Below are 14,059 nucleotides of genomic sequence, written 5' to 3'. Positions count from 1 at the left end.
AATCTAGGCTCAATTTCAAAAGGGGGACCGATGCTTTCAGACCGGGAGCTGGTGTTTATTGCGCTTCACAAGGACTGTTACCCACGCGTATTCCGTTTTGTCCGAAGACGGGTGACTGATCCGGAATTGGCGCAGGAGCTCGCTGCGGACGTGTTCCGTGTGGCGTGGCAGAAATGGGACGACGCCGGAGTGTTTGAACCCGCTTGGCTGTTTGCAGTGGCCCGGAACCTGCTGGGGAACGCCTACCGTAGCTACGAACGTCAACAAGCGTTGCATTTTCGGCTGATGGAATCAGCGAGTGTCATTGAAGCAGATGGCAAAGGCAACGAACTCGTGGAGCACGCCATGGCTGCATTGCGGGAAAAGGACCGTGACGTCCTGCAACTCGCGTATTGGGATGAGTTCTCGATCGCGGAAATCGCCGGGGTGCTGCAATGCAGCGAATCGGCCGCAAAGGTGCGCCTGCACCGCGCCCGGGAGGCCTTCCGCAAGACGATGCCGGTCCAGGCCGGGACCGCTTCACAGAAAATGGGGGCATGAGATGGATGCCATCAAGAATTTGATCTCAGCGACCGATCCGCTGAAAACAGATCCAGCTGCGGTCCCCGACGCCGAGACGGTACTGGGGAAAATTGTCACGGACCGTTCCGAAGCCGTTGACAAGATGCCGCCGAATGTTCGGTCCTTGGCCGATGCCAAGCGGCAGCGCGCCGTGCGCATTGCTGGATTGCTCACTATCGCTGCAGCTGCCGTAACGGCTGGTGTGCTGGTAGTTTCAAATCTGGGCACGTTAACGGGAGCCCCCGTTCCCGCCAACTCAGGGCTTGTGACTTCGGCTGCGACCGTGACGCCTTCAGCCTCGGCAACGCCCACGGCCACACCGACAGCAAGTCAGGCTCCGGCGGTCCCATGGAAGACGTTCACAGACTCAACGTCGCAGGCGACGTTCGAATTGCCTGATAGCTGGACCGCGATCGAGACGCCGACGATGATTGCCGGCAAGGCGTATAACAGCGTCAGCGTCCGAAACTCCGGCAACAAGCAGGTTGCCGCATTGAACCTGGTCTACGACCGGACCATTGGTGGCTGCGCTGCGCCCAAGCCGGTCGCCGTCCTTGATTCAGTGGATCTGGATATCCCGCAGAAGCCCGATAAGGTTGCTGAGTTTTCCGCGCTCAAAGGTTCCGCGCTTGGTCCGTCACGTTTTACGTTCACCGTGATTACAGGAGACCGCGTTTACGGGACCGTGGCGCTTTCAGAAGAACAGAAGCTGCCAGGAACACCCGTGTGCCAGCAGATTAACGGCATTACCGGACCGAGTAATGTACCTTTCGTCGACTTCGGGGACGTCTGGGCGATGGCGGCCGATGGCTCCAACGCGCCGCTCGTTTTCAACTCGGTTGCGGAAGCTCGCGCTTACATGCAGACACAGGAATACCAGGACATGAAGCGGATGCTGATCTCGCTGTCACTGAAGCCAAGCAACGTGGCAACTTCGAGTCTCTTCAAGAGCGACAAGGCCAACGTGCAGTTCAGCCTTCCAACCGGGTGGACAGCCAAGGATGTTCCTGCAGGGACCGCGGACTTCCCGGCCTCGGGGATTGAGGTCGCGGATGAGTCTGGCCGGAAGGTGGCGCATCTGTACTACGGCTCCGGTGGTGGCCTCGGTGGCGCCTGCGGTCCCAATGAGCGCTACAAAATGACGGAGCTTGATACGGCCCCATCGGCCTTGAACGGTGCATGGGCGCAGTCGGCGGGTGTCCGTTTTTCATACCGCGTTCTGGATCAATCCGCGGTGGGCAAGGGCCTGAGCTATGAAGTGGGTCTGGTGGACAAGTCCAGCGGTCAACTGAGCGATACGTGCCCGGAATTGATGTACACAGTGGTCAGCGGCGCTCCCAAGGGCACGCTGTCCTTCGCGGACCGGGCTAGCCAGGGGTCGGGGGCCCCGACCTTCGCCACAATGGAGGATGCCAAGACATACATGGGCACACCCGAGTACGCGAAATTGAAGGAAATGATCACCAGCCTGCAGCTCACTCAATAGCTTGAGTTACGACGGCGGGCCGGTTAGGGAACCCTGCTCGCATGGGCCCACTCAGGTGGCCGGCCCGCCGTCGTACGTTCCGAGGATTACGGCAGGTGCCGTTCGTCCACGCCGTTGTATTCGCTGAGGGGGCGGATGAGGGAGTTGGATGCGGTTTGTTCCATGATGTGGGCGGTCCAGCCGGTGATGCGGCTGGCGACGAACAGCGGGGTGAAGGTGGGGGTGTCGAATCCCATGAGGTGGTAGGTGGGTCCGGCGGGGTAGTCAAGGTTGGGTTTGATGGCTTTGGCTTCGTCCATGGCTTGTTCCAGGCCGTTGTAGAGGCCGAGGAGTTCGGGGCGTCCGTAGTGGGCGATCATTTTGTCCAGGGCGGCTTTCATGGTGGGTACCCTTGAGTCGCCGTGTTTGTAGACGCGGTGTCCGAAGCCCATGACTTTTTTCTTCTGGGCCAGGGCATCTTCCATCCAGGTTTTTGCCCGTGCGGCGGCCTCCTCGAGGGATTCCTCGGTGCGGATGCCGATCTGGTCGAAGGTGTGCATGACGGCCTCGTTGGCGCCGCCGTGCAGGGGGCCTTTGAGGGCGCCGATGGCGCCGGTGACGGCGGAGTGCAGGTCCGAGAGGGTGGAGGTGATGACGCGGGCGGTGAAGGTCGAGGCGTTGAAGGAGTGCTCGGCGTAAAGGATCATGGAGACGTCGAAGGCTTCGACGACTTCGTCTACGGGTTCTTCGCCGAAGGTCATCCAGAGGAAGTTTGCGGAGTAGCCCAGGTCGTCCCGGGGTTCCACGGGTTCGATGGGGTGGCCCGCCGCGCGGCGGCGGCGTTGGTCGTATGCCACCACGGCCGGCATGGCGGCGAAGAGGTCCTTGGCTTTTGCCAGGTTGGCTTCGGGGGAGGAATCTCCTGCCAGGGGGTGCCGGGCTCCGAGCACTGACGCGGCCGTCCGGCAGACGTCCATGGGGTGTCCGGTGGTGGGCAGAGTGTCGATAACCTGCTTGACCACGGCGTCAAGGGCGCGGCCGGCACGCTCGCGGGCTGAGAACTCCGTCAGTTGATCCTGGGTGGGTAGTTCGCCGTGCCAGAGCAGGTAGGCGACTTCTTCGAAGCTGCATTTGGCGGCGAGTTCCTGGACGGGGTATCCGCGATAGAGTAGCGAGTTGGTCTCGGGGTTGACCTTGGAGATCGCGGTGTAGTCGACCACGACGCCGGCCAGGCCCTTCTTGATCTCTTCAGCTGCCATGCCGGACTCCTTCGTTCATCGGCAAACGCTCCGGAATAGCCGGAACGCTTGCATCCCCTGATCGTTTCCAGCGTACGCTCTGCACCACATTCACTGCATCACGGCTGGCTTGGAACTCGCTGTGGTCCGCTGTTTGGGTGTCTGTTTCGGTGTCTGTTTGGACGGCTAGCTCCGATTCCAGCGATACTCGTTCTCCGGGCGCCCAGGGGTGCCATACCGCGGATTCCTGGTGACCATCCCGGCGTCGGCCAGGTACTCGAGATAGCGGCGTGCGGTGACCCGGGACATTCCCAAGGCTGCGGTTGTCTCGCTCGCAGACACGGCCCGGCCAAGGCTCGCGAGAAGGTCCTTGACGGACTCCAGACTGTGGGCGGAAAGGCCCTTGGGCAGTGGGAGTTCAGTGGGCGCACGGAGGCTGGCGAACGCCTGGTCCACATCGCTTTGCGAAGCGCCACTGGCTCGCGACCCGGACGCCGGCGCGGCAAGTTGCTCGCGGAACATGCGGTAGCTGGCGAGCTTGTCCGCAAACGTTGCGAAAGTGAACGGCTTGATCAGGTATTGGACCACTCCGATTGACACTGCGCTGCGGACAATATTCACTTCCCTGACGGCTGTGATGGCAATGATGTCGGCGAGCAGCCCCGCAGCGCGCATCCGGCGGGCAACATCCAGGCCATGAAGGTCCGGTAAGTTCATGTCCAGCAGGACAAGGTCCACGGGCTGTCCTGCAGCAGCGAAATCGTTGAGTAGCCGGAGGGCCGATTGCCCGTCCGGCGCCGTTCCAACAACAGTGAAACCGTCAATCCGGCCGACGTAGACGCCATGGGCATCAGCGGCTATAGGTTCGTCCTCGACAACGAGGACGCGTATTTCGGTCATTCGGCTTCTTTCCTGAAGTCCCCAGCGGGGATCACCACCCGGAACAACGCGCCGCCCAAGGCGCTCATGGATTCGCTGATGGACAGCGTACCGCCAAGCCGCTTCACTGCTTGCCGCACCAAGGCCAGGCCAACACCGCGGGAGGGAGCTGCCTGCCCGGCGCTTTGGCCAATACCCGCCGCTTTGGTGCTATATCCGTACTGCCAGACGTCGTCCACGATACGGGGATCGATGCCGTTGCCGGAATCTGCAACCGTGAATGTGGTTCCTTCAGGTCCGGACTCGATGCCCAGTTCCACTTTGCGTGGCGGGGGAGCGGCAGCCGCAGCGTCGAGGGCGTTGTCCAGCAGGTTGCCCAAGATCGTCACCAGGTCCTGGACGGCCAAACCCTGGAGACCGTCCCCGCCGGACACTGTGACCGTGAGCTCTGCTCCGCGTTCGTGCGCCTCGGCCGTCTTCCCCATGATCAGCGCGCTGAGGACAGGCTCGTCCACTGATGCCACAAGGTGGTCCGTCAGCTGTTGGCTCAGTTCAAGGTCCTTGGTGGCAAAATCCAGAGCGTCAGCACTACGCCCGAGCTCCATGAGGGAAACGATGGTGTGAAGACGGTTGGCGTGTTCGTGCGTCTGGGCCCGCAAGGCGTCGGACAGGGTCTTCATGGTCTCCAGTTCGCTGCCTAGGGACTCGATTTCCGTCCTGTCCCGAAGCGTGGCGACGGTCCCGAACACGGCAGGGCGCTGCCGACCCCTCATTCCAGGCGGCCCCACTGCCGGTTCTTGGTTCACCACCAGGATGCGCGAGCCGGTGAGGTGGATTTCGTCGTGCGCCGTCCGGCCGGATTCGAAGAGGCTGTGGAGGCTCGGTTCCAAGGGAAGATCCGAAAGACGCGGGGGCACCCCTGCGACGGGATCGACGTCGGACCGTTCCAGTCCCAGCAGCTCCGCGGCCTGGTCGTTGTACATGACTACCTTGCCGCCTGTGTCGATGAGGACCACGCCTTCGCGGACCGAATGGAGGACGGACTCGTAGTAGGCGAACAATTGCGCCAATTGTTCCGGCCCCCAGCCCCGGGTGACGGAGCGCAGGTATCGGCCCAGCAACCACGAGGCCAGGGAGCCTCCTGCGAGCATGGCGAGGGAGATGGCGATGATGGCGGGGAGCCGCGCCGACACGGCGACGTCCACGGTCCGCACGGTGACGCCCGCGGCCACGAGGGCCCGAACCGCGCCGGATGAATCCTCCACCGGAACGATGGTTCGTACCGACGGGCCGAGGGTGCCGGCCGTAACCTCGGTGAACGTCTGGCCGTGCAAGGCAGGATCAATGGTGCCGATGTAGGGCTTGCCGATTTCGTCGGGATTCGCATGGGTCCAGCGGGTCCGGTCCGGCGCCATGATGGTGATGAAGTCGGCGTGGGCATTGGCCATCACCACTAGGGCGTATGGCTGCAGGGCGGCGGACGGATTCGGAGTGCCGGCTGCTTGTAGCACGAGGGGATTGGCTGCAATCGCAGCGGCAACAGCCTGCATGCGCTGGCCGGCGTCGTTGTAGGCCCGGTCCCTGGCGTCCACAAAGGCCGCCGTCCCGACAACGGCGGTCAGCGCCAGGACTAACAGGAGGTTCGCCACAAAGAGTCTCCGGGCAATGCTCCAGCGTCGGATCACGCGCTCCTCCTTTTGACGGGTTCTGTGACCAATATGAACGCAACAGTGATACATGTCACGCTGCCCCCAATGATGGATATCACAGCAGAGCGACGCAGGGACATTGCAGGAACCACGGCGCTTTCCAAAGTATCTAAAAGGAGCAAAGCCATGACCTCTCAAAGAGGAGAGATTGCACCCGCGAAGGCCGGGCGCAAGGGGCTGGACAAGTCGCACTACCTTTACATGGCCGTGATCGCCGCAGTTGTGCTGGGCGCCGTCGTAGGCCTGATGTTCCCTGAAGTCGGTAAATCCCTCAAGCCACTGGGTGACGGCTTCATCAAACTCATCAAGATGATGATCGCCCCGGTCATCTTCTGCACTATCGTCCTGGGGATCGGCTCCATCGCCAAGGCAGCAACAGTTGGCAAGGTCGGCGGACTTGCCCTGATCTATTTCCTGGTGATGTCCACCTTCGCCCTCGCCATCGGGCTGGTAGTAGGCAACATCATCCATCCGGGCGAGGGACTGAAGCTCGTCCCGTACAACCCCAACAGCCCCACCTCCACGAACAGCACCGCTGACTTCCTGCTGGGTATCATCCCGGGCGACATCCCGGTCCTGCCCACGCTCCTGGCCGCCATTCTCGTGGGCTTCGCGCTGCAGCGCATGGGCTCCCAGGGCCAGCCGGTGCTCAAAGCCATCCAGCACGGCCAGGCCTTGGTCTTCCGCATCCTCATCATGATCATGTGGCTGGCACCCGTCGGCGCCTTCGGTGCGATCGCCGCCGTGGTCGGTGCTACCGGAGTAAAGGCTATCTTCGGAATGTTCACCCTGATGGTCGCCTTCTACATCACCTGTGCATTGTTCATCGTTGTGGTGCTAGGCACTTTGCTCCGAGTCGTGGCTGGCGTCAGCATCTTCCAACTGATGAAGTACCTCGCTCGCGAGTACCTGCTCATCTTCTCCACGTCTTCCTCAGAAGCAGCACTGCCGCGGCTCATCGCCAAGATGGAGCACTTGGGTGTTTCCAAGCCGGTTGTGGGTGTCACGGTGCCTACCGGTTACTCCTTCAACCTGGATGGAACGGCCATCTACCTGACCATGGCCTCGCTGTTCGTCGCCAACGCCATGGGTATCCCGTTGGACCTCGGAGCCCAGGTATCGCTGCTGGTCTTCATGATCATCGCGTCCAAGGGAGCAGCCGGAGTTTCCGGTGCAGGCTTGGCCACTCTCGCAGCAGGCCTGCAGGCGCACCGGCCCGAGCTTTTGGGCGGCGTCGGCATGATCGTAGGTATCGACCGCTTCATGTCCGAGGCCCGGGCGCTGACCAACTTCACCGGAAACGCAGTTGCCACGGTGCTGATCGGCACGTGGGTCAAGGAAATCGACCGTCAGCAGGTCACAGACGTCCTGTCCGGCACCAAGCCATTCGACGAGCTGACCATGATCAGCCACCATGGCGACGTCGAGTCTAAAGAAGTTGTGGCCGCTTAGCGAGGCACGCAATCCGGACCCCTCAACGCTGGCAGGGCAGGCCCCAAGGCCTGCCTTGCCAGCGTTTTAGCTGGCGTTGAGCTAAACCTTCTACCTCAACTAGAAGGTAAAGGCTCAAATTTCGGGGAATGTCAAGTTCCGCAGAATGCCGTGTCGGGCGCTGTAGCCTAGGTGGGGAGCAGTGCTGATGCTGGAGACAGCCGCAGGAAATGACCGTCGTGGAGAGAGTGGATAGATACGTGAGCAGCGATCGGGGAGCAACTACGCTGGAGGGCACGGATTTCGATCTGGAAGACGCCGTCATGGGGCCTACGGGCCGCCCGTACCGCGACTTCCCGGAACCCGCACCCTTGGCCTCCCATGGCCCGGCCCGGGTCATCGCCATGGTCAACCAGAAGGGTGGCGTGGGCAAGACCACCTCAACCATCAACCTCGCCGCTGCGCTCGCGGAATTCGGCCGTCGCGTCCTGCTCGTCGACTTCGACCCGCAGGGTGCCCTTTCCGCGGGCCTCGGTGCGAACCCGCATGAACTTGACCTCACTGTCTACAACGTCCTGATGGACCGCAAAGTGGACATCCGTGACGCCATCCAGCAGACCGGCGTCGAAGGCATCGACCTTTTGCCGGCGAACATCGACCTTTCCGCGGCCGAAGTCCAGTTGGTCAACGAGGTTGCCCGTGAACAAGTGCTGGACCGCGCGCTCAAGAGCGTCGAGGACGACTACGACGTCGTGCTCATCGACTGCCAGCCGTCCCTGGGCCTGCTGACGGTCAACGCCCTGACGGCCGCGCACGGAGTCATCATTCCGTTGATCTGCGAATTCTTCGCCCTCCGCGCCGTGGCCCTTCTCGTCGAAACGATCGAAAAGGTCCAGGACCGGCTGAACCCGCGGCTTCAGGTGGACGGCGTGCTCGCCACGATGTACGACGCCCGCACACTGCATAGCCGGGAAGTCATTTCGCGGCTCGTGGAGGCATTCGGAGACAAGGTCTTCGAAACCGTCATCAAGCGTTCCATTAAGTTCGCCGACGCCACGGTTGCCGCTGAGCCCATCACCAGCTACGCCGGAAACCACATCGGTGCCGACGCCTACCGTCGGCTGGCCAAGGAACTGATTTCGCGCGGCGGCGCACCCTAGCCAGCGTGGCAGAGCCACTCACACCTGAAGCCGCGCCCGCCCTGATGGGCGCCGCCCCGCCGTCGTACTCCTCTGCAAGCAACGCGGACGACGCCGGAGCCTCGCCTTCCGGACGAAAGGCCGGCTTTGAGGTCCGGCTGGCCAACTTCACCGGCCCGTTCGATCTCCTGCTCGGCCTGATCTCCAAGCACAAGCTGGACATCACCGAAGTTGCGTTGGCCACCGTCACTGACGAGTTCATCAAGTACATCCGGCGCCTGCAGGAACTAGGGAAGGATTGGGCGCTGGACGAAGCCAGCGAATTCCTGGTTATCGCTGCGACCCTCCTGGACCTGAAAGCTGCGAGGCTGTTGCCGGCGGGAGAAGTCGAGGATGCCGAAGACATTGCCCTGTTGGAAGCCCGGGACCTTTTGTTTGCCCGGCTCCTGCAGTACAAGGCTTTTAAGCAGGTAGCCGCGATGATGTCCGGCACTTTGGAATCCGAAGCCCGGCGCTTCCCTCGGCAAGTCGCCCTGGAAGGGCATTTTGCCGCATTGCTGCCTGAGCTGATTTGGCGCCACACGCCCGAACAATTCGCGGCCCTCGCGGCCAAGACGTTGGCGCCGAAGGACCAGACGCCCGAAGAAGTGGGGTTGGACCATCTCCACGGCACGCCGGTAAGCGTCAAGGAACAGGCGGAAATCATCGGGTACCGCCTACAACGCGGAATGGCACAGTCCTTCAGGGCACTCATTGCCGACGCAGAGTCCACACTGGTTGTCGTGGCCCGGTTCCTGGCGTTGCTGGAATTGTTCCGCGATCGCGTGGTGGCCTTCGAACAGCCGGGACCGCTTGCGGAACTGACCGTCCGCTGGACAGGGCGCCCTGAAGGATGGAGTAGTGACGGCCTGAGCGATGAGTACGATTCCGTTGCTGAGATGGGCGCGAACGCCCAAACTGACACCGATAGCATCGAGAAGGCAGGCGAGCCGTTGTGAGCGGGCAAGAAACAGGCGGGGATGAGCTTGAAGGGCTTGCCGAGCTTGAAGGACTTCCCGGTGGCGCTCGTGCGGCATTGGAAGCTGTCCTCATGGTGATCGACGAACCGGCCACCGCGGATGAGCTCGCCGCCGGGCTCAACGTGACAGTCGCCGTCGTCGAGGAATTGCTGGCGGGACTTCAGCGGGAGTACAGCGGCTATACTGTTAAAGCCCCGGGCAGGGACGCTGATGGCTTGCATGGTGAATTGAACGATGTAAGTAGCAGCGCTGCACCCCGGGGTTTTGAGTTGCGGAACGTTGCCGGAGGGTGGCGAATCTATTCACGGGCGGAATTTGCCGACGTCGTGGGCAGGTTCGTTCTCGAAGGCCAGACCGCGCGGCTGACGCAGGCAGCCCTTGAAACCATGGCGGTCATCGCGTATCGCCAGCCGGTTTCCCGGGCCAGGGTGTCGGCCATCCGCGGCGTCAATGTCGATTCGGTCGTCAGGACCCTTGTCCAACGCGGCCTGATCGAGGATTCAGGTACCGATCCTGAATCCGGGGCTGTCCTTTACCGGACCACCTCGTACTTTCTCGAGCGCATGGGCATTGGCTCGTTGGCGGAACTGCCTCAATTGTCCCCCCACCTTCCGGGGCTGGAGGGCATCGAGGAGTTCTTCGACGCCGAACGCATGTAGTCGCGGGAAACAACCCAATGAATTTTAATATTGCAAAGGATTTACCAACGCCCGGTAAGTAGCGGGCGGAGTTCACACTGGGCAGATATTCTCTGCCCGGCTGGCTAATCTTGAGAAGGAACAAGCCGGCCACCATAACAAAAGGACGGGTCATGACACAGGCGGGACGCCAGGGTTCACCACGTAATAGTTCGGGACGAAACAGTTCAGGACGCAACGAGTCGCAAGACTCAGGCCGCAGTAGCGCAGGCCGCACGGGAGGCAGCAGCTTCGGTGCAGGCCGCGGAGGAGCAAGCCGTGCCGGCGGCGCCTCCGGAGGCAGCAAGCGCAGCTTCTCCCCGGGCGGAGACCGCCCCTTCAAATCAACTCGTCCGCGTGAAGAGCGCCCCTTTGATCCGGACAACCCCACCACGGCCGGCGGCCGCGAGCGCCGTGAAGATGCCAAACCAGCAAAGGCACCGCGCAAGCCCGGTTCCAACAAGCCCGGCTTCGGCAAGGCCCCGGGCACGCCCGGCGCGTTGAAGCCCAAGGCCGGCAACAAAAAACAGTATGCTTCCCGTGCCTTCGGAAGCGAGCGCTTCGGGCAGAGCCTTGGTCCAATCCGCAAGCCTCGCGGCCGCCGCGGTGAGGTGGTTCAGTCCGAGCAGCACGACGCCGACGGCGTACGCCTTCAGAAGGTCATGGCCCAGGCAGGCGTGGCTTCCCGCCGCGTTTGCGAGGAAATGATCGAAGAAGGCCGCGTCGAGGTCAACGGCCAGCTCACCACTGAGCTTGGCATGCGCGTGGATCCCACCAATGCGGTGATCCACGTCGATGGCATTCGCATCCAGCTCGATGACACCATGCTCTACATGGTGTTCAACAAGCCCAAGGGCGTCGTCTCCACGATGGAAGACCCTGAGGGTCGTCCCTGCATCAGCGACTTCCTCAAGTCTGCCAAGAACAAAGGTGAGCGACTCTTCCACGTCGGCCGCCTCGACGTCGCCACCGAGGGACTGCTCTTGCTGACCAACGACGGCGAACTCGCCAACCGTTTGACGCACCCGTCGTATGAGGTGCCCAAGACGTACCTCGTGCAGGTCCGCGGTCCATTCCCGCAGGGCGTCGGGGCGAAGCTGAAGGCAGGCATCGAGCTCGAAGACGGAATTGCAGCAGTCGACTCTTTCAAACTCGTGGATTCCACCCCGGGCCATGTGCTGATCGAGGTCGTGCTGCACTCCGGTAAGAACCGCATTGTCCGCCGCATGTTCGAGGCCGTCGGCTTCCCCGTGCTGCGGCTCGTGCGCGTCAAGATCGGCCCCATCGGCCTGGGTGACCAGCGCCAAGGCAGCATCCGTAACCTCGGCAAGCAGGAAGTCGGACACCTCCTGGCCTCCGTGGGACTGTAAAGGCATGTCGGCGTTCCACTCGCACGGCCGGGGCCACCTTGACGGTCCTGTGGTCGTTTTCGGTACCGGCCTGCTCGGGGCCAGCATCGGCCTCGGCCTGCGCGGCCGGGGCGTCCCGGTGTTCCTCGCAGATCCTTCGCCAACCAACCAGGCCGTCGCCGTGGACATCGGGGCTGGCCGGCCCCTGTCCGAGCTTGAAGGCGCACCTCAGCTGGTTGTCGTCGCCGCGCCGCCGGACGTCACGGCCGACGTCGTTCAGCGTGCCCTGGGTGAATACCCGGAGGCCGTCGTCGTGGACATTGCCAGCGTCAAGCTGGCCATCCAGGCTGATCTCCGGGGTCGTGGAGTGGACATGTCCCGCTACGTCGGGACGCACCCGATGGCGGGCCGCGAGAAGTCAGGGCCCGTTGCTGCCCGCGGCGAACTCTTCACCTCCATGCCGTGGGTGCTTTGTCCGTCCCAAGAGACCAGCGCCGACGCGCTCCAGACCGCTCGTTCGTTGGCTGGTGACCTGGGGGCGATCGTCTCGCAGTTCACGGCGGAGGAACACGATGAAGCCGTTGCCTTGGTCTCGCATTTGCCCCAGGTGATGTCATCGCTTCTCGCCAGCCGCCTGCAGGGGACACCGCTTCATGCGCTGTCCCTGGCTGGCAATGGGCTCCGGGACACCACCAGGATTGCTGCGAGCGATCCCACCCTCTGGGTCCAGATCCTTGGCAACAACGCAGCCAAGATGGTGGACATCCTTCATGGTGTCCGGGAGGACCTCAATCGCCTGATCAGTACCCTGGAGGATCCCACGGCTCCTGGTGCCCGCCTGGACCTTGCCCAGCTCATCAGCGAGGGCAACGCCGGGCAGGCCAAGATTCCGGGAAAGCATGGCGGACCCCCGCAGGCATACTCATGGCTTACAGTTCTGGTAGACGACAGGCCCGGGCAAATCGCCAGGCTGTTGACGGAGATCGGTGAGATCGGTGTCAACGTCGAAGACCTCCGCCTGGATCACTCGTCCGGGCAGAATGTGGGCATGGTGGAGCTTTCCGTCATGCCCAACAAGCATGACGTCCTTGTTGAAGCCTTGACCGACCGTGGATGGCGGGTACTGCAGTAATGACACGTGACCTTTTCGGCCCGGAGACCGTAGTACGTCCGGGCAAGCCGCTCGTCGTCGCCATCGACGGCCCATCCGGCTCCGGTAAGTCCAGCGTCAGCAAGGAAGTGGCCCGACGCTTGAAGCTCGCCTACCTGGACACAGGGGCCATGTACCGTGCGTTGACCTGGTACTGCCTCAAGACCGGCATCGACCTCACAGACGGCGCCGCCGTCGAGCAAGCCTCAAAGGATCTGCCGCTGGAATTGAGTACCAGCGCCAACGCCGAATATGTCAGTGTTGCCGGCGTGGACATCACGGAAGAAATCCGCGAGCCCAGGATCTCCTCTTCCGTAAGTGCGGTGGCAACCACCTTGGGGGCCCGCAATGAACTCATCCGACGCCAGCGGCAACTGATCGACCAGCACCACCGCCGCATGGTGGTGGAAGGGCGGGACATCACCACCGTCGTCGCGCCCAATGCGGAAATCCGGATGCTGCTGACCGCAAGCGAGGAAGCCCGGCTGCGCCGCCGCGGCCTTCAGCTGGGCGGGACCCAGAGCAAAGAGCAGCTCGCCGCCCAAGTAATCCACCGCGATGCGAAGGACTCCACAGTGGTGAACTTCACCCAAGCGGCCGACGGCGTCGTCACCCTGGATTCTTCCGACCTGGACTTCGACGAGACGGTCGAAACGGCCCTGAGCATTGTAGGCAAGGTCATCTACGGTGACTGAAACCCGAATTCCGGCACGCTGGACCATGGTCTGGAGCCGGCCCGTCGGCTGGCTGGTGGACCATGTCCTGTTCCGGACCACGGTGACCGGGCGCTCGAACGTTCCCAAATCGGGTCCGGTCATTTTCGCGGGCAACCACATCAGCTTCCTAGATGGGCCGGTGATGTTCGGCGCCGCCCCGCGGCCCATGCACATCCTGGTCAAGAAGGAGATGTTCAAGGGTTTCCTTGGAACGGTGCTGCGTGCCTCAGGCCAGATTTCGGTGGACCGCTCGGGCGATCGCAGGGCGCTCCAGCGTGGGAGGCAAGTGCTCGACGCCGGCCGTTGCGTCGGGATTCTCCCGGAGGGAACGCGGGGGAGCGGGACCGCTGGCAGCATCAGCAACGGCGTCGCCTGGCTCGCCCTGATGTCCGAAGCAACAGTTATTCCCGTGGCGGTTCTCGGGACACGAACTGGAGGCGAACACCGTGATTCCATTCCGCGTTTGCGCCGCCACCTTCACGTCAATTTCGGAGCCCCCTTCAGTGTGACCCGCAGAGATGGCGAGTCCGGGCGTGTTTCAATGGACAGGGCGGCCGCGGAGATCCGCGCTGCGCTGGCTGGACACGTCCAGGATGCCGTCAAGACCACCGGTCAGTCCCTCCCGTGGGACTAGAGGACCGGCCCACAGCCAATGCAGCACCACAGCCAATGCAGCACCGCCAAGAAGAAGTAGCCGGGACGCCGGCAGATCACCACGAAGGAAAG

The 14,059-nt window shown here is 62.6% G+C and carries 12 protein-coding genes and 1 pseudogene; 10 read left to right on the top strand and 3 right to left on the bottom strand.

Features of this window, described 5'->3' with window-relative positions; translation table 11 throughout:
- The first annotated feature begins 30 nt into the window (after positions 1–30).
- On the top strand, positions 31–540 hold the full coding sequence (locus ABD884_RS14975; RefSeq protein WP_345047225.1) for an RNA polymerase sigma factor: 510 nt from the start codon (positions 31–33) through the stop codon (positions 538–540).
- 1 nt (position 541) lies between these two features.
- Positions 542–2,047, top strand: coding sequence for a hypothetical protein (locus ABD884_RS14970; RefSeq protein ID WP_345047222.1), 1,506 nt, complete (start codon positions 542–544; stop codon positions 2,045–2,047).
- A gap of 86 nt (positions 2,048–2,133) precedes the next feature.
- On the opposite strand, the gene ABD884_RS14965 is transcribed toward ABD884_RS14970, so the two are convergent.
- The 3 genes from ABD884_RS14965 to ABD884_RS14955 form a co-directional block, all read right to left on the bottom strand.
- Positions 2,134–3,285 carry a bifunctional 2-methylcitrate synthase/citrate synthase gene (locus tag ABD884_RS14965; protein ID WP_345047219.1) on the bottom strand — a complete coding sequence of 384 codons (1,152 nt, stop codon included), beginning with the start codon at positions 3,283–3,285 and terminating at the stop codon, positions 2,134–2,136.
- Between the two features lie 165 nt (positions 3,286–3,450).
- Entirely contained in the window at positions 3,451–4,164 is a 714-nt protein-coding gene (locus tag ABD884_RS14960; RefSeq protein ID WP_345047217.1) for a response regulator, read from the bottom strand.
- Positions 4,161–5,828, bottom strand: coding sequence for a sensor histidine kinase (locus tag ABD884_RS14955; protein WP_345047215.1), 1,668 nt, complete (start codon positions 5,826–5,828; stop codon positions 4,161–4,163). Before ABD884_RS14955 ends, ABD884_RS14960 begins: the two co-directional genes overlap by 4 nt.
- A 150-nt stretch (positions 5,829–5,978) precedes the next feature.
- Between ABD884_RS14955 and ABD884_RS14950 the strand changes: the two genes are divergently transcribed.
- The 8 genes and pseudogenes from ABD884_RS14950 to ABD884_RS14915 form a co-directional block, all read left to right on the top strand.
- The gene (locus tag ABD884_RS14950; RefSeq protein WP_345047213.1) at positions 5,979–7,304 is read left to right on the top strand and encodes a cation:dicarboxylate symporter family transporter; all 1,326 of its coding nucleotides are present in this window, start codon (positions 5,979–5,981) and stop codon (positions 7,302–7,304) included.
- Positions 7,305–7,543: 239 nt separating this feature from the next.
- Entirely contained in the window at positions 7,544–8,443 is a 900-nt protein-coding gene (locus ABD884_RS14945; RefSeq protein WP_028266682.1) for a ParA family protein, read from the top strand.
- 44 nt (positions 8,444–8,487) lie between these two features.
- Positions 8,488–9,420 (top strand): segregation and condensation protein A, encoded by a 933-nt coding sequence (locus ABD884_RS14940; RefSeq protein ID WP_345054854.1) that lies wholly within the window; start codon positions 8,488–8,490, stop codon positions 9,418–9,420.
- The gene (gene scpB / locus ABD884_RS14935; protein WP_376954374.1) at positions 9,417–10,100 is read left to right on the top strand and encodes an SMC-Scp complex subunit ScpB; all 684 of its coding nucleotides are present in this window, start codon (positions 9,417–9,419) and stop codon (positions 10,098–10,100) included. Before ABD884_RS14940 ends, scpB begins: the two co-directional genes overlap by 4 nt.
- Before the next feature lie 152 nt (positions 10,101–10,252).
- Complete coding sequence (locus ABD884_RS14930; protein ID WP_345047208.1) at positions 10,253–11,488, top strand: pseudouridine synthase; 1,236 nt, start codon at positions 10,253–10,255, stop codon at positions 11,486–11,488.
- A 4-nt stretch (positions 11,489–11,492) separates the two neighbouring features.
- A complete protein-coding gene (locus ABD884_RS14925; RefSeq protein WP_345047206.1) occupies positions 11,493–12,599 on the top strand; it encodes a prephenate dehydrogenase in 1,107 nt (368 codons plus the stop codon).
- Entirely contained in the window at positions 12,599–13,312 is a 714-nt protein-coding gene (gene cmk, locus ABD884_RS14920) for a (d)CMP kinase (RefSeq protein WP_028266686.1), read from the top strand. Before ABD884_RS14925 ends, cmk begins: the two co-directional genes overlap by 1 nt.
- Before the next feature lie 25 nt (positions 13,313–13,337).
- Positions 13,338–14,050, top strand: a pseudogene (locus ABD884_RS14915) (lysophospholipid acyltransferase family protein); the annotation flags it as partial.
- Positions 14,051–14,059 lie beyond the last annotated feature (9 nt).

It is taken from the genome of Arthrobacter methylotrophus (assembly GCF_039539965.1).
Taxonomy (GTDB): Bacteria; Actinomycetota; Actinomycetes; order Actinomycetales; family Micrococcaceae; genus Arthrobacter; species Arthrobacter methylotrophus.
Note: the sequence above shows the minus strand (reverse complement) of the source record. Positions and strands in the feature narration are given on the sequence as shown.